This is a genomic window from Paenibacillus sp. NPDC055715 (genome assembly GCF_053617595.1).
The window spans coordinates 175781-196496 of record NZ_JBSHGA010000001.1 but is presented as its reverse complement, the minus strand read 5'-3'; the positions used below and the strand labels follow the sequence as shown (position 1 = coordinate 196496).

Annotated in this window: 21 protein-coding genes; 20 read left to right on the top strand and 1 reads right to left on the bottom strand. The window is 49.5% G+C overall.

Annotated elements, in window-relative coordinates; genetic code table 11:
* Positions 1–227: 227 nt before the first annotated feature.
* Positions 228–1259, top strand: coding sequence for a YlbL family protein (locus ACWGOO_RS00930; RefSeq protein WP_452480712.1), 1032 nt, complete (start codon positions 228–230; stop codon positions 1257–1259).
* Here the strand turns inward: ACWGOO_RS00930 and ACWGOO_RS00925 are convergent.
* The gene (locus tag ACWGOO_RS00925) at positions 1249–2484 is read right to left on the bottom strand and encodes a nucleotidyltransferase (protein ID WP_452480710.1); all 1236 of its coding nucleotides are present in this window, start codon (positions 2482–2484) and stop codon (positions 1249–1251) included. The genes ACWGOO_RS00930 and ACWGOO_RS00925 overlap by 11 nt on opposite strands.
* Positions 2485–2839: 355 nt before the next feature.
* Here ACWGOO_RS00925 and ACWGOO_RS00920 point away from each other — a divergent pair, with 355 nt between their 5' ends.
* The 19 genes from ACWGOO_RS00920 to trmD all read left to right on the top strand — a co-directional run bounded on the left by ACWGOO_RS00920 (position 2840) and on the right by trmD (position 20598).
* A complete protein-coding gene (locus ACWGOO_RS00920; RefSeq protein ID WP_452480709.1) occupies positions 2840–3358 on the top strand; it encodes a YceD family protein in 519 nt (172 codons plus the stop codon).
* A 185-nt stretch (positions 3359–3543) separates the two neighbouring features.
* Positions 3544–3717, top strand: a complete 174-nt coding sequence (gene rpmF / locus ACWGOO_RS00915) for a 50S ribosomal protein L32 (RefSeq protein WP_007429979.1) — start codon at positions 3544–3546, stop codon at positions 3715–3717.
* Between the two features lie 276 nt (positions 3718–3993).
* Positions 3994–4590, top strand: a complete 597-nt coding sequence (gene fapR, locus ACWGOO_RS00910; protein WP_452480707.1) for a transcription factor FapR — start codon at positions 3994–3996, stop codon at positions 4588–4590.
* On the top strand, positions 4574–5566 hold the full coding sequence (gene plsX, locus ACWGOO_RS00905) for a phosphate acyltransferase PlsX (RefSeq protein ID WP_452480705.1): 993 nt from the start codon (positions 4574–4576) through the stop codon (positions 5564–5566). The genes fapR and plsX overlap by 17 nt, the downstream gene beginning before the upstream one ends.
* Before the next feature lie 8 nt (positions 5567–5574).
* Positions 5575–6564 carry a beta-ketoacyl-ACP synthase III gene (locus ACWGOO_RS00900; protein WP_452480703.1) on the top strand — a complete coding sequence of 330 codons (990 nt, stop codon included), beginning with the start codon at positions 5575–5577 and terminating at the stop codon, positions 6562–6564.
* An 81-nt stretch (positions 6565–6645) separates the two neighbouring features.
* Positions 6646–7587: an ACP S-malonyltransferase gene (gene fabD, locus ACWGOO_RS00895; RefSeq protein ID WP_452481579.1), complete on the top strand. Its 942-nt coding sequence runs from the start codon at positions 6646–6648 to the stop codon at positions 7585–7587.
* A 52-nt stretch (positions 7588–7639) separates the two neighbouring features.
* A complete protein-coding gene (gene fabG / locus ACWGOO_RS00890; protein ID WP_452480701.1) occupies positions 7640–8389 on the top strand; it encodes a 3-oxoacyl-[acyl-carrier-protein] reductase in 750 nt (249 codons plus the stop codon).
* Positions 8390–8498: 109 nt separating this feature from the next.
* Positions 8499–8732 carry an acyl carrier protein gene (locus ACWGOO_RS00885; RefSeq protein WP_007429985.1) on the top strand — a complete coding sequence of 78 codons (234 nt, stop codon included), beginning with the start codon at positions 8499–8501 and terminating at the stop codon, positions 8730–8732.
* Between the two features lie 226 nt (positions 8733–8958).
* Complete coding sequence (gene fabF, locus ACWGOO_RS00880) at positions 8959–10197, top strand: beta-ketoacyl-ACP synthase II (RefSeq protein WP_452480698.1); 1239 nt, start codon at positions 8959–8961, stop codon at positions 10195–10197.
* Between the two features lie 12 nt (positions 10198–10209).
* On the top strand, positions 10210–10908 hold the full coding sequence (rnc, locus tag ACWGOO_RS00875) for a ribonuclease III (protein ID WP_452480696.1): 699 nt from the start codon (positions 10210–10212) through the stop codon (positions 10906–10908).
* Between the two features lie 257 nt (positions 10909–11165).
* A complete protein-coding gene (gene smc / locus ACWGOO_RS00870) occupies positions 11166–14735 on the top strand; it encodes a chromosome segregation protein SMC (RefSeq protein ID WP_452480694.1) in 3570 nt (1189 codons plus the stop codon).
* A 38-nt stretch (positions 14736–14773) separates the two neighbouring features.
* Positions 14774–15790 (top strand): signal recognition particle-docking protein FtsY, encoded by a 1017-nt coding sequence (gene ftsY / locus ACWGOO_RS00865; RefSeq protein WP_452480693.1) that lies wholly within the window; start codon positions 14774–14776, stop codon positions 15788–15790.
* Positions 15791–15970: 180 nt separating this feature from the next.
* Positions 15971–16621 carry a PAQR family membrane homeostasis protein TrhA gene (gene trhA / locus ACWGOO_RS00860; RefSeq protein ID WP_452480691.1) on the top strand — a complete coding sequence of 217 codons (651 nt, stop codon included), beginning with the start codon at positions 15971–15973 and terminating at the stop codon, positions 16619–16621.
* Between the two features lie 166 nt (positions 16622–16787).
* A complete protein-coding gene (locus ACWGOO_RS00855) occupies positions 16788–17156 on the top strand; it encodes a putative DNA-binding protein (protein WP_452480689.1) in 369 nt (122 codons plus the stop codon).
* Between the two features lie 52 nt (positions 17157–17208).
* On the top strand, positions 17209–18585 hold the full coding sequence (gene ffh / locus ACWGOO_RS00850; RefSeq protein WP_452480687.1) for a signal recognition particle protein: 1377 nt from the start codon (positions 17209–17211) through the stop codon (positions 18583–18585).
* A 67-nt stretch (positions 18586–18652) separates the two neighbouring features.
* A complete protein-coding gene (gene rpsP / locus ACWGOO_RS00845; protein ID WP_014281051.1) occupies positions 18653–18925 on the top strand; it encodes a 30S ribosomal protein S16 in 273 nt (90 codons plus the stop codon).
* Between the two features lie 23 nt (positions 18926–18948).
* Entirely contained in the window at positions 18949–19179 is a 231-nt protein-coding gene (locus ACWGOO_RS00840; RefSeq protein WP_452480684.1) for a KH domain-containing protein, read from the top strand.
* Positions 19180–19276: 97 nt separating this feature from the next.
* Complete coding sequence (gene rimM, locus ACWGOO_RS00835) at positions 19277–19792, top strand: ribosome maturation factor RimM (protein ID WP_452480682.1); 516 nt, start codon at positions 19277–19279, stop codon at positions 19790–19792.
* Positions 19792–20598 (top strand): tRNA (guanosine(37)-N1)-methyltransferase TrmD, encoded by an 807-nt coding sequence (gene trmD / locus ACWGOO_RS00830; RefSeq protein WP_452480680.1) that lies wholly within the window; start codon positions 19792–19794, stop codon positions 20596–20598. The genes rimM and trmD overlap by 1 nt, the downstream gene beginning before the upstream one ends.
* Positions 20599–20716 lie beyond the last annotated feature (118 nt).

The window sequence follows — 20716 nt, the reverse complement described above, 5'->3', positions numbered from 1 at the left end:
AGAAGTGATATGATTTAACATTTAAAAACGAATCTCATTGTGCATAAATATAGTAGAGTTCACCGTATGTTGTTTCTAGCGCCTGTTCGACGTTTGTAATCGGTCGAGGTGCTCGCACGCGCTGTCGGTAAAATAATGTATGCTTTTTTGTAAGAATTGAGAACAGGCGGGGTACAGAGTGGATTGGGTTGATACAAGAGAATTTAAGGCTGTGAGGGGGAGAAGCGATGAAACGAATAAACCGGAATAGAGCTTTTTTTACAACCGGATATGTTCTGTTCCTGGCCGTTATGGTCTATGTGCTGGTATATATGCCAACCCCATATCTGATCTATGGACCCGGTGGAGCGAATGAAATCAAGCCGATGGTAAACGTTCAGGAAGGCGACCGAAGCGAACGGGGGACCTTTATGATGACGACGGTATCGGCGCGTTATGCCAATGTCATTATGCTGGGTATGTCGAAGCTGGATGCCAATTCAGAGATACAGCGCAAGGAGGATCGGCTGCACGGCCGAAGTGAAGACGAATATGCAGCAGAGCAGGTGTGGTATATGGGAGATTCCCAGTCTTCCGCGATGGAGGCTGCTTATACCCGCGCCAATATTCCTTATCGCATTATGCCGGATTATGTATATGTATTTAAGGTTCCCGGCTCGAACAGTGTGTTTCACCCTGGAGATGAAATTCTGGAGTTGAACGGCGTGAGGGTGATAGATAATCGTTCCATTCGAAACGCCTTGGAGGATGAAATGGCAGGAACGATGGCCAAAGTGAAGCTAAAACGTGATGGCAAGCTGATGACGGTACAAGCTCCATTAACAACCATCACGGACAGCGAGACGGGCAAACAACGTCCCGGTTTTGGAGTCAGCATCGCTACGGTTCAGAAAGTAGAGCCGAAGGATGAACGTAAAACAATTCATTTTACGTCAACGGATGTGGGCGGGCCTTCGGCTGGTTTGATGTTTACGATGGAAATTTATAATCAGCTGACACCGGGCGATTTGAGCAAGGGATATCGTGTTGCCGGTACGGGAACGATTGATAAGAGCGGTAAGGTGGGAGCTATCGGCGGTGCAAAGTATAAAATTGTCGCCGCTGACCGTCAGGGTGCAGAATTGTTTTTCGTCCCGGCGGACAATTATAAGGAAGCCAAGGCCAAAGCTGAGCAAATCGGTACCCGGATGAAGCTCGTTCCGGTTCGCAAGCTTGACGATGCGTTAACTTACATGGAAAAGCTCCCGATCAAACCATGACGGGCGGCCGCAAGTAATCGGCATACATGTCACGGATCGCGGGACGTGGCATTCCGGCCGCGTGTATGGCGGCTGCGGCCAGATCCCAGTCCAGATGGGGATGCGATCCGGCAGACGGCTTGACCCATACCGGAAGGGTCGCTGTCTGCTTCATCCGGGCCAGCAGCTCGCGTCCGGCAGTATTAAAGCCGAGTACGCGGATATAGCCGGGGCCTTTCGCCAGCTCGGAGGGAGCCATATCTGCTTTGGCATGATTCAGCAAAATATGTGTGAACATACGCTGAAGCTTCGTACGAGTGTACCGCTTCGTCTTGACAGCGGCGAGTAATGCCTCTACGGAGGGCTGGGGCAGCGTGTACAGCGATTGCCGCAGGCGATGCTCCAGCCCTTCGGTAACCTCGTGCAGCTCCGCCAGCTGCTGCGGGCTGCGCGTGATGAGGGCGTTCAGCAACGGCTGGCTGAACGCTTCCCATTGCAGCGGCGCGCGTCTGGCTTGCCATTCGCGCCGCAAAATCTCCAGCGTCGCCGCAGGCACGTACGGCAACGCGGCCTCCGGCCCGCCGTCCAGCAGCAGACGGCGAATGGCCGTGGCGCTGGCGATGACTCCGTGCGCGGGCGCCACGGCTTCGTGGTAGCCCGATCCCGTGCGGGCTACGGTGAAGGGCTTGATTGCGCTGTCCAGTCGTTCCAGCGCAATCAAGTAATGCAGCCCCAACGTATTGTTGGGCTGCTGCATGAGGGCGGCTAGCGCAGCGCCGTCCGCCCCTTCGGCCGCGAGCGCGGCTGCGGCCCCCGCGTAAGCGGCGGGGTAGCTTGCGCCGCTGCTCAGGCGCTGCGCGATGCCGGCCTTAAGCTCGGCCGGCTCCGCCGCCAGCACGCGGGCCAGCGCGTGTAGCCGGGCGATGTCGCCGCTCTCGCTGCCGAAGCAGAGAGTGTCGACGACGCCCGTGGCGCGGAGCAGGGCGACCGCCCCGTGGGCGAACCATTCTGCGGGCTGGACGGCATAGGCCACAGGCAGCTCCAAAACCAGGTCCACACCCATGGCGAGTGCCATTTCGGTGCGGGACCATTTGTCCACAATCGCGGGTTCCCCCCGCTGGAGGAAGGGACCGCTCATCACAGCTACCGTGCGCTGTGCGCCAGTGATGCGAAGAGACTCCTTCCAGTGATGAGTATGACCGTTATGCAGCGGGTTGTATTCTACAATAATACCGAGTGTTTTCAAGGCTGTACGTCGACTCCTTTCTTTTGTTGCTAGTCTGGCGACTATTCTGAAAATGATGGTTATTGATCAGTTATTGATTGTTCTTAGAGTCAGCGATGATGCTTTTTTGTGATCGGAAATGAACAAGGCCATTGAGACCTGAAGAAAAAAGCTTTATACTCGCATTATTGTACACGAAGAGTGGCGGGGGTACGAATCTCACAGGTACATGATCCATGCAACGTATTTTCGCTTCCGCAAAAACTTCCTGAACCATTGGGAAATCGATGGATTGGTGAGTGGTGTAAAGTGAAAGGTGTTGACAAACGACTCGATCAGTCGGTATAATAATTTTTGTTTGTTTGGAGTGATAGTGATGCAACTATTTTTTCGCAAAGTAGCAACAAGTGACGGACCTTTTCCGATCCGTGAAGCTCTCAATGTGAGTGAATTGGTGGATGATCGTCCTGATGTTATGGCCGTTTCCCCGCTGGAGACCGATATGGTCGCCGTTAGTCTGGGTCAAGGCTTGATGAGCGTGGAAGGCACGTTGACCGCAGGTCTGGACCTGCTGTGCTCACGTTGTTTGAGTCCGATGCACGAGGATTTGAAGATGGAATTCCGTGAACGGTTCAAGCAAATCTCTTCGGTTGGCGAAGAGAAGGATGAAGATGGCGAATTTATCGCAGTGACGGGGGATTCCTTCGACATTGCACCGTATTGTGAAGAGCTGTTTGTGCTGCAAGTGCCGTTTGCGCCTGTGTGCAGTGAGAATTGTCAGGGAATCGCTCCTGCGGCCGGACAAAACTGGAGCGTTGGCTCCGATGACAGTGACGATGACGATACGAAAAAGATTGATCCGCGTCTGGCAGGGCTTAAGGATTTTTTTAAATGAGAATTGAGTTCAATTCTGACAAATCATCATCATTTGTGTAGGGGAACTATAGAACCGACGCATGGATGTTGCAGGCTTGATTCACCGGCTGTGAGGTAGCTGCTTCCGGCAGCTTCCTTCAGTCTTGAATGAGATAAGAAGTCACACCCGTTATACGGGTTGATCTGGTTAAGGAGGTGGGAATAATGGCAGTACCTCAACGGAGAACATCCAAAACTCGTCGCGACAAACGTCGTACTCACTTTAAACTGGCAGTACCAGGTATGGTGAAATGCTCCGAATGCGGCGAATTGAAACTTGCTCACCATGTGTGCAAAGTTTGCGGAACGTACAAAGCTAGAGAGATTATCTCTCAATAATGTCCGATAAGCGGATTCTTTGGAATCTTCGCAGGAAAAGTAGCGCTTCACTCTAGTGAGGCGCTACTTTTTTTGTCATCGTACTTTCTTTTTGCGGCGGCATGCTATATACTGTTTTAGTACCAGGTTCTAAGAAAGAAGGATCGAAGGGGTTCTTTTTACATACAAGATGACAAATCGGCATGAAGCATTCGCCGCTAGCACGTGAAGTAACCCGAACCGTCGGCTGAACGGTAGTTTATTGCAGGGAAAGGAGGCGCCACTGATATCGAACGTTTGCCAAAGAGACAGAGACAGCAACGGCTGACTCAATTAATTGATGAGAATCCGTTCGTAACGGATCAGGAACTGACAAGACAGCTTAAGGTGAGCATTCAGACGATCCGGCTGGACCGGATGGAATTGGGTATCCCGGAGTTGCGGGAGCGACTGAAGCTGATGGCTGAGCGTTCCTACGATCAGGTTCGCTCCCTGCCTTTGCATGAAGTGATCGGGGATATCGTTGATCTCCAGTTGGACAGAAGCGGTATTTCCATTTTTGAAATTAAAGAAGAGCATATCTTTTCACGCACCGGCATCGCGCGGGGACATTATGTGTTTGCCCAGGCCAATTCATTGGCTGTTGCCGTGATTAATGATGAGATAGCGTTGACCGCTTCGGCGGATATTCGCTTTGTCCGCCCCGTTCATTTGGGAGAAAAGTGCATTGCCAAGGCATATGTACGTTCAAATCCCGAGCAAAAAGGGAGGGCCAAAGTGGAAGTGTTTGCTTACGTAGGAGAAGAAATGGTGTTCCAAGGCAACTTTGTCATTTACCGCTCCACAGAGGAAGAGTACAGCGAAGGAGGAAGTCAGCATGCGGATCGCCATTGATGCCATGGGGGGAGATAATGCTCCTGAGGCGACAGTAGAAGGCGCGCTATCTGCGGCGGTGGAATGGAAGGATACGGACATTACGTTGGTTGGTGACCGGGAACGGATCGAATCGGTGCTGAACGGCAGAGCGCTGCCCGCGAATCTCAGCATTCGCCATGCATCTGAAATGATAGATGCGCAGGACGAGCCAGTGAAGGCAGTGCGACGTAAAAAGGATGCCTCGATGGTCGTAGCTGGCCGAATGGTCAAAGAAGGCGAAGCGGATGCCATGATATCGGCAGGTAATACGGGTGCGCTAATGACGACAGGGTTGTTGGTGGTCGGGAGAATGGAAGGCATTGAGCGCCCTGCTCTGGCACCGATGATTCCGACGATTGACGATCAGGGTGTGCTGGCGCTGGACTTGGGAGCTAATATGGACGCCAAGCCCGAACATCTTGCCCAATATGCGCTGATGGGTAGCTTGTACCGCCAAAAGGTTCATGGTGTGGCTTCCCCCAGAGTGGGTTTGCTGAATGTTGGGACGGAAGCCGGGAAGGGCAATGAACTGACGAAACTGGCTTTCCCTCTGATTGAGCAGTTGCCTGTTAACTTTGTAGGTAATGTGGAGTCCAGAGATGTGCTGACCGGGAATTGCGATGTGCTGGTGTGTGACGGATTCGCCGGAAACATCATGCTAAAATCGCTGGAAGGTACGGCGGGTGCGATATTCTCTCTCTTAAAGGAGCAGTTTAGTAAATCTTTAAAGACCAAGCTGGCAGCGGCCCTGATTATGCCCGAGCTTCGCGGTTTGAAAGATAAGCTGGACTACAAAGAGCACGGCGGCGCTCCCTTGCTGGGACTGAGCGGACTCGTCTTGAAAGGTCACGGCTCATCTGACGGCATTGCCGTCAAAAACGCGGTAAGACAGGCCCGTACGGTCTTGCAAAATCGGTTGGTGGAAAGTATATCCAAGGAAATCAGCAGGAAGTGAGTGACGATATGAATAATTTGCGGTCGGTTGGTGTTATCGGAACAGGGAAATACGTGCCTGAGAAAATACTGACGAACAAAGATTTAGAAGCAATCGTGGAAACAAGTGACGAATGGATTGTCAGCCGTACAGGAATTCAGGAGCGCCACATTGCAGCTCCAGAGCAGGCTACATCCGATTTGGCTTATGAAGCAGCGATTAAGGCATTGGCATCCGCAGGTATGACGGCACAGGATTTGGATTTGATTATTGTGGCTACAATTACGCCGGACATGGCGTTTCCTTCGACTGCCTGCATTCTTCAGGACAAGCTCGGAGCCAAAGGTGCAGCGGCTTTTGATTTGTCTGCGGCATGCTCAGGGTTTGTATATGGGTTGGCTACGGCAACGAGCTTCATTAAGACAGGTATTTATAATAATGCATTAATCATTGGGGCAGACTGTCTTTCTCGAATTACAGATTATACCGACCGCAATACCTGCGTTCTTTTCGGAGACGGTGCAGGAGCTGTAGTGATTGGTGAAGTTCCTGAAGGTAGAGGGTTCCAATCCTTTGATCTCGGTGCCGAAGGAGCAGGAGGCGGATTGCTTAAGCTAGAAGCTGGCGGTTCACGTTTGCCTGCGAGTGCGGATACTGTGGAAAACAAGCAACACTATATTTATATGAACGGACGCGAAGTGTTCAAGTTCGCAGTACGTGTTATGGGAACAGCAACCGTCGATGTGCTGGCAAAAGCAGGGCTTTCCAAAGATGATATTGATCTGTTCGTTCCGCATCAAGCCAATGTTCGCATTATTCAATCGGCGATGCAGCGTTTGGATCTGCCGGCAGAAAAGGTCGTCATTAATGTTCATAAATATGCAAATACGTCGGCGGCATCGATTCCTCTCGCGCTTGTGGAAGCAGCCGAGGAAGGCCGCATGAAGGAAGGCGACCGGGTATTAATGGTGGGCTTCGGGGGCGGTTTGACATGGGGCGCGTCGGTTCTTGTCTGGTAAGAAAACGGCGGGTTTGATACAATATTGAATTTGTCTGGTATTTTACAGGACAAGCATTGGATACAGAGAGGTGCATACACGATGGGCAAAACGGCATTTATATTTCCCGGTCAGGGTTCACAAGCTGTAGGTATGGCTAAAGATGCTTATGAAGCGGTCCCTGCGGCAAGAGAAGTGTTCCGCCAAGCGGACGAACGGTTGGGTTTCGCGCTAAGTTCACTGATTTTTGAAGGTCCAGATACAGCCTTGAAGCAAACATCCAATACGCAGCCTGCGCTGTTGACAGCGAGTATTGCGTTGTATGAAGCGTTCAAGGAAAAGGGCATTCGTCCTGATTACGTGGCTGGACACAGTCTTGGAGAATACAGCGCACTCGTTGCTTCCGGCGTACTTGCATTCGAAGATGCAGTTGGAATCGTTCGTACTCGTGGCGAGTTCATGGAGCAAGCCATTCCTGACGGACAAGGCGGGATGGCTGCTGTATTGGGAGCCGACCGTGAAGCGCTGACAACTCTATGCCGTGATATTACAGAATCCGGTCAACTGGTTGAACTGGCTAACATCAACTGCCCCGGGCAGATTGTCGTATCCGGTGCGAAGAAAGGCGTAGCCGCTGTCGCTGAACGCGTGAAGGAAGCGGGTGGCAAGCGTGCTATTACTTTGGAGGTCAGTGGTCCTTTTCATTCTTCGTTGATGAAGGAAGCAGCGATTAAGTTGTCCGGCAAGCTGGAAGACGTAGCTTTCTCCAAAGCTCAGGTTCCGGTTGTAGCCAATGTCACAGCGAAACCTGTGCGTGAGGGTGGCGAAATTCGCCAGCTACTGGTTGAGCAGGTATATTCCCCCGTATTGTGGGAAGAGAGTGTAGCATGGCTGCTGGAACAGGGAGTTGACACTTTTGTCGAGTTCGGACCGGGCAGTGTTTTGACCGGACTGGTTAAAAAGATTGACAAAACGGCTAAGCTGTATAATATAAGCAGCCTTGAATCGCTTGTTTCGGTAACGGAAGCCTTGGAGGCCCGTTAAAAGTAGCAATTACCGCCTTAACGGTTATATACTTGCAAGGGGAGGTTGGATGATGTCTAAGCCATTAAGTGGAAAAACGGCGCTTGTTACAGGTGCGTCACGGGGGATCGGCCGTAGTATCGCATTGACATTGGCTGAAGCGGGAGTTAATGTAGCGGTAAACTACGCTGGTAGTGAAGCGGCTGCGGCAGAGGTTGCGGAGCAAATTCGTGCCAAAGGTGTGGAAGCTATTACGGTTCAGGCTAATGTCGGTCGCGCCGACGAGGCAGATCGGTTAATCAAGGATGTGATTGGCGCTTGGGGTCAGATTGACATTCTGGTGAACAATGCTGGAATAACAAGAGATAATTTAATCATGCGTATGAAAGAAGAGGAGTTCGATCAGGTGATCGAGACGAATCTCAAAGGTGTGTTTAATTGCCTCAAGGCAGCGACGCGTCCGATGATGAAGCAGCGTTCCGGTCGGATTATCAATATTTCTTCCGTTGTCGGCGTACTCGGCAACGCAGGACAAGCCAACTATGTGGCTGCCAAAGCAGGAGTGATCGGTCTTACCAAATCGTCTGCGAGAGAACTTGCTTCGAGAGGTATTACTGTTAACTGCGTAGCCCCAGGGTTCATTGATACCGAAATGACACAGGTGCTTGCTGATGATTTGCGTGATAATTTGCTCAGCGGTATTCCGCTGGCCCGTCTCGGACGGCCTGAGGAAATTGCAGATGTGGTGCTATTTTTGGCCTCGGATGCTTCCTCATACATGACGGGCCAGACTTTGCATGTGGATGGCGGCATGTACATGTAGCTACATGTTGCTAATCTGCATGCCCCGATGAAGAGTATTGAATGAAAATTCTCTTCTATGGCATTTTAATTGTAATTTTCGTATAATACCTAAGGAGGAGGTGAGCCGGATGTCCGACGTATTGGAGCGTGTAAAACGCATTGTCGTTGACCGTTTGGGAGCCGACGAAGCCGAAGTTACACTTGAAGCATCTTTCAAAGATGATTTAGGCGCTGATTCTCTCGATGTAGTTGAATTGGTTATGGAATTGGAAGATGAGTTTGATATGGAAATCTCTGATGAAGATGCAGAGAAAATTACAACCGTAGGTGAAGTTGTAAAGTACATACAATCTCATACCTAATTCAAGTCAACAAAAGTCCCGTTCTGTTACAGGCGGGACTTTCTCCTAATCATACAGATTGAACTAAAGACGGAATTGCCGGGTGTCCTTGAGCTTGGCTCGGCATGGCATAGTCAAGGCTGGGAGAGTGCGGCATTACTAACTTTAGTTGATTCTATATTATTTTTGTACACAAGAGCGTATGGCCTTGAAATACAATATGCAGTAGACATAGAGGTGATTTTCTTTGAAACAACGTGTTGTCATAACAGGAATGGGTGTAATCACTTCGCTGGGACAGGATTTGAACACACTATGGGATAATCTGATGGCTGGAAAATCTGGCGTCAGTGAAATCGAAGCGTACGATACCAGTGAATATACAACGAAAATTGCGGCTTCTATTAAGGATTTTAATCCTGAGGATTATATAGACCGCAAGGATGCCCGTAAAATGGACCGTTTTGTACAATTTGCCGTTGCTGCTAGTAAATTGGCACTTAAGGACAGCGGACTCGTAATCGGAGAGAACGCGGATGCCGAGCGTGTTGGTGTATCCGTTGGCTCCGGTATTGGCGGATTGGGTACCTGGGAGGATCAGCACAATACGCTGATTGAAAAAGGACCTAAACGCGTAAGCCCTTTCTTTATCCCGATGATGATTGCTAATATGGGTTCCGGTCAAGTGTCGATTTCACTCGGCGCTAAAGGACCCAATACATCACCGGTTACGGCTTGTGCAACGGGAAGTCATGCGATCGGCGATTCGTTCCGCATGATTCAGCGTGGTGATGCTGACGTTATGATTTGCGGTGGTGCCGAGGCAACGATTCGTCCGATCGGAATGGCTGGTTTTTGTTCGATGCGGGCGATGTCCACTCGTAACGATGAGCCTGAGAAGGCAAGCCGCCCCTTTGATACTGACAGAGACGGGTTTGTTATGGGCGAAGGCTCTGGTGTTCTGATTCTGGAATCGTTGGAGCACGCATTGAAGCGTGGCGCACGTATTTACGGCGAAGTGATCGGCTACGGTCTGTCCGGCGATGCACATCATATGACAGAGCCAGATCCGGATGGAGCAGCACGCTGTATTAAAATGGCGATCCGCGACGCAGGGTTGAATCCTGAAGATATTGATTATATCAATGCGCATGGTACATCTACGCCAGTCGGTGACAAATCGGAAACAGAAGCGGTTAAAAAAACGCTTGGAGAGCATGCCTATAAAGTGGCGATTAGCTCAACCAAGTCAATGACAGGGCACTTATTGGGTGCAGCTGGCGGTGTCGAAGCCGTGATCTGCGGTTTGGCTCTCCAGCATCAGATCATTCCGCCGACGATTAATCTGGATAATCAGGACCCAGCTTGCGATCTCGATTATGTACCTAACGAGCCGAGAAAAGCGAAACTGAATGTAGTGATGTCCAATTCCTTTGGTTTTGGTGGTCACAATGCTACGGTTATTCTAAAAAAATATGAAGCGTAAGGGGTCAGTTCGTTGAGTGGAGACTTGAAGCAATTACAGCAGAAACTTCATATTCAATTCAACAACCGGCAGCTTCTGAAGCAGGCGTTTACGCACGCTTCCTACGTAAACGAACATCGGTTCAGTCAGCATGCAGACAATGAGCGGCTTGAATTTTTAGGCGACGCTGTTCTGGAACTGACCGTATCCGAGCAATTGTACAATCAGTACCCTAACCGGCCGGAAGGCGAACTGACCAAGCTGCGTGCAGCCATTGTCTGTGAGCCTTCTCTGGTGAAATTTGCTGTCGGACTTGAGTTCGGGCAATACGTACTGCTTGGCAAAGGTGAAGAGCTGACAGGCGGACGTACTCGTCCGGCTCTGTTGGCCGATGTATTCGAAGCGTTCGTAGGCGCGCTTTATTTGGATCAGGGTCTGGATGCCGTCCGGTCGTTTCTGGAACGTTATATTTTTCCTCAAATTGTGTTAAACGGTAAGCTTCAGATGAGTGATTTCAAAACAGAGCTTCAGGAACTGACGCAGCATCATAACATGGGGATGCTTGGATACAGGATTGTGGAGGAGCGCGGACCTGCCCATGAGCGCGAGTTTGTAGCTGAGGTATATATGGACAGCGAACGGCTGGGTACAGGTACAGGACGCTCCAAAAAAGAAGCTGAGCAGCAGGCGGCGGCAGTAGCCTTAAACCGTTTGAAGCTGACGGAATCGTAATCGGTACCTGAGCGGCCCGGACGGGTTACACGAGCAGGGGACACAAAGTAAGAGCAAAGGGCAGTCCGCGGGGAGTCCCGGCCCGCAATGGCGAATGGACTGCGTTTTGCTCTTTTTTCGTGGCTTTGCTGCTTTAGCTCTGTATGTCTTTGCCTTGCTTTATCCGAAGTGGCCTTGTGCTACAATAGGAATAATTCTTGTGAATCAGGTAAACGGTTTTGTACAAGCATATTTAAATGTTAGAGGTGAGATTGAGTATGTTTTTAAAGCGCATTGAGCTGGCGGGCTTCAAATCGTTTGCAGATAAAACGGAGATGGAATTTGTTCGCGGCATTACAGCGGTCGTCGGACCCAACGGAAGCGGAAAGAGTAATATATCCGACGGTATTCGCTGGGTGCTGGGTGAACAGAGCGCCAAATCACTGCGCGGCGGTAAAATGGAGGATATTATTTTTGCGGGTAGTGATGCTCGTAAGGCCGTTAATTACGGTGAAGTGTCGCTTACGTTGGATAATGAGGATCAGGCGTTGCCGCTTGATTTTGGCGAGGTCACGGTCACGCGACGTGTGCATCGCAGTGGAGATAGTGAATATTTCATTAACCGACAGTCATGCAGACTTCGTGATATTACCGAGCTGTTTATGGATACAGGTATTGGTAAAGAGGCTTATTCCATTATCGGACAGGGGCGCATTGAAGAGATTTTGAGTACCCGTTCTGAGGACCGCCGGGGGATTTTCGAGGAAGCGTCCGGTATCGTTAAATACAAATCACGTAAAAAAGACGCGGTTCGCAAGCTGGATGACACGGAGCAAAATTTGCTTCGTATTCATGATTTGGTTACTGAGCTGGAGGATCAGATCGGACCGCTCAAGGAGCAATCGGAGAAGGCGATCCACTATAAGGAACTTCGGGGCGAACTGAAATCGAAGGAAATTTCGATGTATGTCCACCAAATTGAACAGATTCATACCTCGTGGAGCGATGCGACTTCCAAGCTGGCTTTGTTGCAACAGGAGCAGCTACAGTTGTCTACGGTGGTGTCCCGTCATGATGCTATGCTGGAGAGCGACCGCAATGAGCTGCGCCAGCTGGAGGAGCAAGTGGAGCGGCTGCAAAGTGATCTGTTGCAATACAGTGAAGCTACGGAAAAGAGTGAAGGCTACGGTGAACTGTTGAAAGAGCGCACACGCAATCTGGAGGCAAATCGAGAGCAACTCATTTTATCGCTCAGTACGAGCGAATCACGTCATTCCGAGCGCAAAAGTGAGCTGGATCTACTGAACGAAAAATTGTCTGCGTTGACTGTCGAGCTTGACGAACTGCGTGAACGGCTATCCGACGAAGAGGCGAAGCTGATTGGTGTCACAGGTGGAATCAGCCAAGAGCAGGAGGAAAGCCTGAAGGGCGGACTGCTGGAGCTGATGAATCAGATGGCACAGGCGCGTAACGAAATCCGATATACCGACCAGCAGAAGGAAGCGTTGGAACGGCGGGTGACTCGCGTAAGTGACGAATCCGGCAAGTGGGAAGCCCAGAAAGCTGAACTGGAACAGCGTAAAAAGGGTTTGGAAGCGACTGTTCAGAAGCTTGGTCAGGAAATCGGCAGTCTGCGCAGCGGATATATACAGGGAAGCGAAAAATACCAGGCGCTGCAAAAGCTGCTGGAAGAAAGTCAGGGCACTGTCCGCAAATGGGAACAAAAACGCGAGGCCCAAATTTCACGCCGAGATACGATGAAGGAAATGCAGGATGACTTCGATGGCTTTATGCTGGGTGTTAAAGAAGTATTGAAGGCGGCGCGCAAAGAAACCCTGCATGGTGTGCATGGGGCGGTAGCAGAGCTGATCCGGGTACCTGAGCATTTGGAGCAGGCTATGGAAACGGCTTTGGGCGCTTCGATGCAGCATATCGTGATGGAAAATGAATCGGTGTCCAGACAGGCGATCAGCTTTTTGAAGCAGCGTCAGTTGGGCAGAGCGACATTTTTGCCTATGGATGTGATCCGTCCGCGTCAAATTGGGGCGGGTGAACGCCAAATTGCGGAAGGGGCCGAGGGCTTTGTCGGAATCGGTGCGGATCTAGTTCAGTATGATGAACGGTATACTGGCATTGTAGGCAGCCTGCTAGGAAATGTGGTTATCGCTCGTACGCTGGAAGATGCTAACCGTATTGCGGCACGTTGCCAATATAGATATCGCGTCGTGACGCTGGAAGGCGATGTCGTTAATGCAGGTGGTTCCATGACAGGTGGTAGCCAATTCAAGAAAAATGCCAACCTGCTTGGGCGTAAACGTCAGCTGGATCAGTTGGATCAAGACATTATGGATACGGAGCAACAAATTGCGAGGTTGCGTCAGAGCGCGGTAGATACAAAACGTCAGTTGGAAGAGACACAGACCCGTTTGGACGAGCTGCGTCAGGGCGGCGATGTGAAGCGCGGCGAAGAGCAGCAGACAGCAATGGAACTCAAGCAACTGGAGCATGAGCTTCGTCATGTTCTGGAGCAGGTGGCTGCATCTGGTCAGGAGAAGAAGGGATTTGATCAGGAGATCAAGGAACTGGAAGCTTCCCGTGAAGAGGCGTTGCTGAAATTAGCTGCGCTGGAGGAAGAAGAGAAGAAAACCTACCAGGCTATCCATGCTGCTGAATTTGCCCGTAAGGCCAACGAATCTGTCAAAGAACAGCTACAGGGAGAACTTACGGATCTCAAGGTAAGAGAAGGGAAGCTGGATCAGGAGCGTTTTTCACTGGAAGAGCAGCTGCGTAGATTACGGGCGGATTATGATACCCTTGGCAAGGATTCGAGACAGAACAAGACCTTGCTTGCTTCCATCGAAGCTGATCTGCTGACCAATGAGCAGGAAAGCGTGAAGCAGATTGAAAATCTCAATCAGTATCGGCTTAAAAAGGAAGAGGCTTCGCAGCAATTGGAATTTAAGCGTGCTGCACGCAGCAGCTTGTCCAAAAAGCTGGAAGTGGCCGAAACCGAGACGAAAGAGCAACGCATTCAGCTCAAGTCGGTCGAGGAACAGCTTCGCCAGACAGAAATTGGAGTGAATCGGCTTGATGTAGAGCTGGAGAACGTCCTGAAAAAATTAAGTGATGACTATGAACTCAGCTATGAGCTGGCCAAGCAGCGTTATCCGATACCGGAGGATATAGAAGGTACGCAGGCCGAGGTGCAAAGGCTCAAACGCGGTATTTCCACGTTGGGCGAGGTAAACCTGGGTGCCATTGAGGAATACCAGCGCGTGTATGAGCGCTATACGTTTCTCGATGAGCAGAAGTCTGATCTGGTCGAGGCCAAGACAACGCTCTATCAGGTTATTCGTGAAATGGATGATGAAATGTCCAAACGTTTCAAAGCTACGTTCGATGCCATCCGGCGCGAATTTGGTACGGTGTTCTCCAAGCTGTTCGGGGGGGGACGTGCCGATCTGGTGCTAATTGACCCGGAACGCATGCTAGAGACGGGAATTGACATTGTAGCCCAGCCGCCGGGCAAAAAGCTGCAAAACTTGCAACTACTGTCAGGAGGCGAGCGGGCGTTAACGGCGATGGCGCTATTGTTTGCCATTTTACATGTCAAGCCTGTTCCATTCTGTGTGCTGGATGAAGTGGAGGCCGCGCTGGACGAATCCAACGTAGTGCGTTTTGCCCAATATTTGCGGGAATTCTCCGAGCAAACACAATTCATTGTAGTAACACATCGCAAGGGCACGATGGAAGAAGCCGATGTGCTATATGGGGTTACGATGGAAGAAGGCGGGGTTTCCAAGCTTGTATCCGTTAAGCTGGGCAATGATGAAGCCGAGATTGCCTGACATAAAATAACATACTTTCAGATCAACGGAGGGAACCTATGAGTTTTTTCAGGAAATTAAAGGAAAGCATTACAAGCAAAACCGAATCCGTCACCAAACAGTTCAAGGACGGTTTGGAAAAAACACGCAAAGGTTTTGTTGAAAAAGTAACGGATTTGATGATTCGCCGCAAGAAGATTGACGAGGAGTTTTACGAGGAGCTGGAAGAAATTCTGATCGGTGCCGATGTTGGCGTCAACACAGTTATGAACCTCATTGAAGACTTGCGGATAGAAGTGAAAAAACGCAAAATCGAGGACGCATCCGAGCTACAGCCTGTATTATCAGAAAAGCTGTCTGAACTGCTACGGGGCAATGACAACAGTCAGCTTCAAATGAGCCCTGACGGGATTACGGTCATTCTATTCGTCGGTGTCAATGGTGTCGGCAAAACAACAACAATTGGCAAGCTGGCGCATCGTTTTAAACAAGAGGGTAAGAAAGTGCTGCTGGCCGCCGGGGATACGTTCCGTGCTGGTGCAATTGAACAGCTGGAGGTATGGGGTGAACGGGCTGGTGTAGAGGTCATTAAGCAGCAATCTGGTTCTGATCCAGCGGCGGTTATGTTTGATGCGGTACAGGCTGCCAAGCAGCGTCAGGTGGATGTGTTACTGTGTGATACCGCAGGACGTCTCCAGAATAAAAGCAATCTGATGGAGGAGCTGAACAAAATTTTCCGCGTGATCCAGCGTGAAATTCCCGATGCTCCCCATGAAGTACTGCTGGTACTCGATGCGACGACGGGACAAAATGCGCTCAATCAAGCCAAAATGTTTGGGGAGAAAAGTGGCGTAACCGGGCTGGTACTGACGAAGCTGGATGGTACAGCCAAGGGTGGTATTGTCGTGGCGATCCGCCAAGAGCTGAATTTGCCAGTGAAGCTGGTAGGCTTGGGTGAAAAAGTGAATGATCTCCAGCCATTCGATTCCGAGCAATTCGTTCATGCGTTGTTCGCTGGGTTGATTCAGGAAGAAGGCGTAGATGAAACGGCTTCGGATGAGGAAGAACAGGCCTAATCAAGTTGTAAGGTTAGACGAAGCTTTTTTAATCTAATGACTTACCAGGTTTGGTGCTAAGTAGGGTCCGTTGCTGCGTGAGATCACAGGGATGTAAATGAAAGAAAAGGGCATGTCGGCGCCGGATATGAATTTTTTTGGATGTAAAAAATATTTCACAGGAAGCCGGGTGAAAAACCAATGGCGAACACCTATACTTATTCCCGCCGGGAAGAAATAGCCAATGCGATCACACATGGAATTGGAGCCGTTTTAAGTGTGGCGGCACTTGTGCTGCTCATTGTTTTTGCAAGCTTGAAAGGGACCACTTGGCATGTCGTCAGTTTCACGATTTACGGAATTACGATGCTGCTGTTGTACACCAATTCCACGTTGCTTCATAGCCTGCGCGAAGGAAAATTGAAGGATTTGTTCGAAATATTCGATCATTCTTGCATTTACCTGTTCATTGCAGGCAGCTACACCCCGTTTATGCTCGTTGCACTGCGCGGGACTTTAGGTTGGACGCTGTTTGGCGTTATTTGGGGAATCGCTCTATTTGGTGTGCTATTCAAGGCATTTTTCACCAAGCGCTTCCTGTTCGTGTCTACCTTGTTCTACATCGTGATGGGCTGGCTTATCACGATTGCCTGGAACCCGCTGGTGGCGGCTGTTCCCGCCGGGGGCATGACGCTATTGTTCTTGGGCGGTCTAATGTATACGTTGGGTACAATCTTCTATGTGTGGCGGGCGTTTCCGTATCATCATGCGATCTGGCATCTGTTTGTTCTGGCGGGCAGCATACTTCATTTTCTGGCTGTTCTGCTGTATCTTACTCCGGTAAGAGTTTAAATCCTAGCAGGCAAAAAGCCGATCCGTACTTCCGTTTAAGGGCAGTGGATCGGCTTTTTTTTGGTTGACAAGGGATAACGCTTGACATCTTCTTTTCTTTTATGTATGATAAGGATCGTTGAAAAGAACTGTAAAGTGTTTTTCCTTGACGATGGAGGTATACGTGATGAGTCAGGAGAATCGGCTGGAAAAGACAAACCGGATTAACCGACTGTTTGACTTCTATGAACCTCTGCTTACGGAGAAGCAACAGATGTTTTTGAAATATTACTTCCATGATGATTTTTCTCTGGGAGAGATTGCTTCGGAATTTCAAATTAGCCGTCAGGCCGTGTATGAGCATATTAAACGTGCCGAGCAGGTGCTGGAAATGTATGAGGAAAAGCTCGGATTGCTCAGTAAACATGAGCGCAGAAGTCGAGACCTGGAAGAACTAAATACGGCGTTGTATGAGGTATTCGGTAAAATCAGTGAACCCGATGATGGCACTCTGCAACATGTTAGTCAAATTGTAAATCGCCTGCAGGAATTGTAGGTCATATAGATTAGTAAACAAACAACCCTGGTAGACAAGGAGGTGCGAAAATATGGCATTTGAAGGATTATCGACCCGCTTGCAAAATGTATTCAGTAAACTGCGTGGCAAAGGAAAAGTGTCTGAGGATGATGTAGCTCAGGCGATGCGCGAAGTACGATTAGCTTTGCTGGAGGCGGACGTTAACTTCAAGGTTGTAAAGGACTTTATTGCCAAGGTGAAGGAGAAATCCGTCGGCAAGGAAGTGATGGACAGCTTTACACCAGGCATGGTGATCATCGACATCGTGAATAAGGAACTGACCGAGTTGATGGGTGGCAGTCAGGCCAAGCTTGCCAAGGCAAACAAACCGCCTACGGTCATTATGATGGTGGGTCTCCAGGGTGCAGGTAAGACGACGACATCTGGTAAGCTGGCGAAGTTGCTGCAAAAGCAAAATCATCGCCCATTGCTTGTAGCTGGTGATATATATAGACCGGCTGCGATCAAGCAGCTACAGGTACTTGGTGAGCAGATTAATGCTCCTGTATTTACGCTTGGTGATCAGACAAGCCCGGTGGAAATTGCAAAACAGGGCTTACAGCATGCCAAGGATAACGGTAATGATTACGTTATTATAGATACTGCCGGTCGTCTTCACGTGGATGAAGAGCTTATGGAAGAGTTGCGCCAGATTCATGCGAACGTCAATCCGGACGAAGTTCTGCTGGTTGTTGATAGCATGACAGGTCAGGACGCAGTAAACGTCGCGGAGCACTTTAATACTAGCTTGGAGTTAACAGGGGTTGTACTAACGAAGCTGGACGGTGATACCCGTGGCGGTGCGGCCTTGTCAGTTAAGGCTGTGACCGGATGCCCGATCAAGTTCGCTACATTGGGTGAAAAGCTGGATGCGATGGAGCCGTTTCATCCGGAACGGATGGCTTCACGGATTTTGGGTATGGGCGACATGTTGTCCCTGATTGAAAAAGCGCAATCCAATATCGACGCCGATAAGGCGAAGGAAATGGAACGGAAAATGCGTAATGCTGAATTTACCTTCGAAGATTTCTTGGAGCAAATGGATCAAGTTAAAAAGCTTGGCCCGATCGACCAGATTCTCGATATGATTCCCGGCATGGGCAACATGAAGCAAATGAAAGATGTCAAAGTAGATGACAAGCAGATGGGCCGGATTGAGGCTATCGTGCATTCCATGACTACACAAGAAAAACAAAACCCGGACATGATTAATCATAGCCGCCGCAAACGGATTGCTGTAGGCAGTGGAACATCACTGACTGAAGTAAACCGCCTGATTAAGCAATTTGATGAAATGCGGCGCATGATGAAGCAGTTCTCAGACATGATGGGTCCTAAGGGTGGCAAAAACAAAGCCCTGAAGCAGTTGAAGGGTATGGGTAAAGGTATGAAGTTTCCTTTCCGTTAAGGCCAATAGGCCGTTGGAAGTATAGGATAACAATATACAGTCTACTTTTTGAAGGAGGTGAATTTTCGTGGCAGTTCGTATTCGTCTGAAACGTATGGGTGCACATAAAGCTCCTTTCTATCGCGTCGTGGTATCGGATTCCCGTTCCCCGCGTGACGGTCGTTTTATCGAAGAAATCGGTTATTACAACCCTATTACAGTACCAGCAGTTGTAAAAATTGATGAAGATAAAGCGTTGAAATGGTTGCAAGATGGTGCACAAGCATCCGATACAGTCCGCAACTTGCTTAGCAAAGCGGGCGTAATGAAAAAGTTTCATGAGCTTAAACAACAGAAATAAGGTGCTGATACGGAGGGTCAACCATGGAAGAATTAGTGATAGTCATTGCTAAGGCTTTAGTCGATCATCCGGAAGATGTAACCGTGAAGACCTTGGAGAAGGAGCGGCTTGTCGTATATGAGCTTAGCGTGCATCCTGAGGATGTAGGAAAAATCATTGGCAAGCAGGGTCGTATCGCCAAGGCGCTTCGCGCTGTGGTTGCATCAGCAGCCGTTAAGATGGATAAACGGGTTACCGTGGACATCATATCTTAAAGATATACGAAAGTGGGTTAGGATGTATGTCCTAACCCTTTTTCGTACATGATGAAGATGATATGGAGCGGAACCGATTACATGCAGGAGGAACACGATGCAGCAATTGTTTAATGTCGGGAAAATTGTGAATACACACGGAATCCGCGGCGAGCTTAAAATATTAACGACGACTGATTTTCCGGAGGATCGTTTTGCCAAAGGCAGCGAACTGTTGATCATTTTTGCGGATGGTAAAGCGCCGATCCCTGTAACCATTGAAACAGCACGTTTTCAAAAAAATATGGTTGTAGCCAAATTCAAGGAATATCATAACATCAATGATGTTGAAAAGTATAAAGGCAGCTTATTGAAGGTATCTGCGGAACGACTAGGTGAACTAGAGCAAAATGAGTTTTATTTTCATGAGGTTGTTGGCTTGGAAGTTGTGACAGAAGATGGAGAAAAGCTTGGTGTAGTGAAAGAGATTTTGACACCAGGAGCTAACGATGTATGGGTAGTCACAATGCCCGATGGCAAGGAACTGCTGTTGCCGTATATAGAAGATGTCATTTTGGATGTAAACGTGCCTGAAAAACGGGTTACGGTACGGTTGATGGAAGGACTACTGTAATGCGGGTGGATGTGCTGACCCTGTTTCCCGAAATGTTTGATGGTGTATTTAATGCAAGCATTCTGGGAAAAGCAAGGGAGAAGGGAATCATATCACTGCAAGCAGTTAATTTTCGCCAATATGCCGGGAACAAGCATGGTCAAGTGGATGATACACCCTATGGCGGCGGAGGCGGGATGGTATTGAAGCCTGACCCGATTTTCGCTGCGGTGGAGGTGTTATTGGATGAATCAGAGCGTCCAACCATATTGGGGAACACAGACAAGGCTGTTCAAGGTGAAGGAGAGGCCAGGTCGAGTGCAGGTTTGAAAGCTCCGCGTATTATTTTGATGTGTCCGCAAGGTGAGACTTTTACGCAAAAGAAAGCGGAGGAGCTTGCTAAAGAGGACCATCTTATTTTTATATGCGGGCATTATGAGGGCTATGATGAGCGTATTCGTGAGCATTTGGTGACGGATGAGCTTTCTATTGGAGATTATGTGTTGACTGGTGGGGAGCTGCCCGCCATGGCCGTTATAGATAGTGTGGCACGGTTGCTACCTGGAGTGCTGGGCAATGAAACGAGCGCGGTAACGGATTCTTTCAGCACGGGTCTGCTGGAGTACCCACATTATACCAGACCTGCTGAATTTCGGGGCTGGAAAGTACCTGAGGTGCTACTGTCGGGGCATCACGTTAATATTGATGCCTGGAGACGGCAGGAGGCACTGCGTCGTACGATGGAACGCCGACCGGACCTGCTGGAGCAGGCTGAATTGACAGGCAAGGAACGGGTATGGATAGAGGAACAGCGCAAGATGGATTGATCATGGTGAGAGTGTGCTAAAGGGCTTTAGCAACGAGTGGATTTGAAAGTAGGTACTAACCTGTTTTATAATGTAATTAATTAAATATAATGTTTGGTCAAATCCCTTTTTCTTGTTG

What these genes read in the sequence shown, in the direction of transcription:
- trhA (WP_452480691.1), top strand. Translation starts at nt 15,971, where the DNA reads ATGGCGAACACCTATACTTATTCCCGCCGGGAAGAAATAGCCAATGCG.
- rpmF (WP_007429979.1), top strand. Translation starts at nt 3,544, where the DNA reads ATGGCAGTACCTCAACGGAGAACATCCAAAACTCGTCGCGACAAACGT.
- plsX (WP_452480705.1), top strand. Translation starts at nt 4,574, where the DNA reads ATGCGGATCGCCATTGATGCCATGGGGGGAGATAATGCTCCTGAGGCG.
- rimM (WP_452480682.1), top strand. Translation starts at nt 19,277, where the DNA reads ATGCAGCAATTGTTTAATGTCGGGAAAATTGTGAATACACACGGAATC.
- ffh (WP_452480687.1), top strand. Translation starts at nt 17,209, where the DNA reads ATGGCATTTGAAGGATTATCGACCCGCTTGCAAAATGTATTCAGTAAA.
- fabG (WP_452480701.1), top strand. Translation starts at nt 7,640, where the DNA reads ATGTCTAAGCCATTAAGTGGAAAAACGGCGCTTGTTACAGGTGCGTCA.
- ACWGOO_RS00855 (WP_452480689.1), top strand. Translation starts at nt 16,788, where the DNA reads ATGAGTCAGGAGAATCGGCTGGAAAAGACAAACCGGATTAACCGACTG.
- ftsY (WP_452480693.1), top strand. Translation starts at nt 14,774, where the DNA reads ATGAGTTTTTTCAGGAAATTAAAGGAAAGCATTACAAGCAAAACCGAA.
- ACWGOO_RS00840 (WP_452480684.1), top strand. Translation starts at nt 18,949, where the DNA reads ATGGAAGAATTAGTGATAGTCATTGCTAAGGCTTTAGTCGATCATCCG.
- ACWGOO_RS00900 (WP_452480703.1), top strand. Translation starts at nt 5,575, where the DNA reads ATGAATAATTTGCGGTCGGTTGGTGTTATCGGAACAGGGAAATACGTG.
- ACWGOO_RS00920 (WP_452480709.1), top strand. Translation starts at nt 2,840, where the DNA reads ATGCAACTATTTTTTCGCAAAGTAGCAACAAGTGACGGACCTTTTCCG.
- smc (WP_452480694.1), top strand. Translation starts at nt 11,166, where the DNA reads ATGTTTTTAAAGCGCATTGAGCTGGCGGGCTTCAAATCGTTTGCAGAT.
- trmD (WP_452480680.1), top strand. Translation starts at nt 19,792, where the DNA reads ATGCGGGTGGATGTGCTGACCCTGTTTCCCGAAATGTTTGATGGTGTA.
- ACWGOO_RS00885 (WP_007429985.1), top strand. Translation starts at nt 8,499, where the DNA reads ATGTCCGACGTATTGGAGCGTGTAAAACGCATTGTCGTTGACCGTTTG.
- fabD (WP_452481579.1), top strand. Translation starts at nt 6,646, where the DNA reads ATGGGCAAAACGGCATTTATATTTCCCGGTCAGGGTTCACAAGCTGTA.
- ACWGOO_RS00930 (WP_452480712.1), top strand. Translation starts at nt 228, where the DNA reads ATGAAACGAATAAACCGGAATAGAGCTTTTTTTACAACCGGATATGTT.